The 1,328-nt window shown below is 68.2% G+C and carries 2 protein-coding genes; both read left to right on the top strand.

Features of this window, described 5'->3' with window-relative positions; genetic code table 11:
- Window positions 1–856, top strand: an 856-nt coding sequence (locus tag I5M_RS24925) for a WD40 repeat domain-containing protein (protein WP_022723884.1), incomplete at its 5' end; no start/stop codon positions are given.
- Window positions 857–889: 33 nt separating this feature from the next.
- Window positions 890–1,328: MgtC/SapB family protein (locus I5M_RS24920; RefSeq protein ID WP_022723883.1), on the top strand; the 439-nt coding region annotated here is incomplete at its 3' end.

Raw genomic sequence — 1,328 nt, 5'->3', positions numbered from 1 at the left:
CGAGACGTCGACGGTGGCGCTGCACGGCGCGCCCATCCTCAGCGCTGTGAGCGACGGCAAGCGTATCCTCACCGGCGGCGACGACGGCAAGGTGATGACGCTCGACGCGGCCGGAAAGACCGAGCTGATCGCCACCGATGCCAAGCGACGCTGGATCGATAACGTCGCGCTGCATCCGGACGGCGCCATCGCCTGGTCGGCCGGCAAGATCGCCTATGTTCGCGCGCCGAAGGGCGAAGACAAATTCTTCGAAGTGCCGTCCACCGTCGGCGGCCTGGCGTTCGCCCCCAAGGGGCTGCGGCTGGCGATCGCGCATTACAACGGCGTGACGCTGTGGTTTCCCAACATGGCCGGCAATGCCGAGTTTCTCGAATGGGCCGGCTCGCATCTCGGCGTGATGTTCTCGCCGGACAACCGCTTCCTCGTCACCTCGATGCACGAGCCGGCGCTGCACGGCTGGCGGCTGGCCGATAGCAAGCACATGCGGATGACCGGCTATCCCGGCCGGGTGCGGTCGATGGGCTGGACCATCGGCGGCAAGGGCCTCGCCACATCCGGCGCCGACAGCGTCATCATCTGGCCGTTTGCCGCCAAGGACGGGCCGATGGGCAAGCAGCCGGCAATGCTGGCGCCGCTGCAGGCCAAGGTCTCGGCCGTCGCCTGCCATCCCAAGAACGACATCCTGGCGGCCGGCTACAGCGACGGCACCGTGCTGATGGTGCGAATGACCGACGGCGCCGAGATTCTGGTCCGCCGCAACGGCACGCCGCCGATCTCGGCACTGGCCTGGAATCCGAAGGGGACACTGCTGGCTTTCGCCGACGAGGATGGTGCGGGCGGCATTCTTCCGCTGTAAGAGGAAGCCGTTCCGACCGCGGGCGGCTTTCCGATGCGCTTCCTCACCACTTTCCAGACCACTGACTTCCTCGACACCCTGGTCAGCCTGAGCGTGGCCTTCGTGCTCGGCATGCTGATCGGCGCCGAGCGGCAGTATCGCACGCGCGCCGCTGGGCTCCGCACCAACGTGCTGGTGGCGGTCGGCGCCGCCGCCTTTGTCGACCTCGCGATGCATCTCGCCGGCGCCGACGGCGCCGTCCGGGTGATCGCCTATGTGGTGTCGGGCATCGGCTTTCTTGGCGCCGGCGTCATCATGAAAGAGGGCATGAACGTCCGCGGCCTCAACACCGCCGCGACGTTGTGGAGTTCGGCCGCCGTCGGCGCCTGCGCCGGCGCGGACCTCGCCGCACAGGCGGTGGCGGTGACGGTGTTCCTGATCGCCGGCAACACTTTGCTGCGCCCGCTGGTCAACGCCATCGACCGGCATCCCG

Origin of the sequence: Rhodopseudomonas sp. B29 (assembly GCF_000333455.1) — a bacterium.
GTDB lineage: Bacteria > Pseudomonadota > Alphaproteobacteria > Rhizobiales > Xanthobacteraceae > Rhodopseudomonas.
The sequence above is the reverse complement of the archived record's forward strand: the minus strand, read 5'-3'. Positions and strand labels throughout refer to the sequence as shown.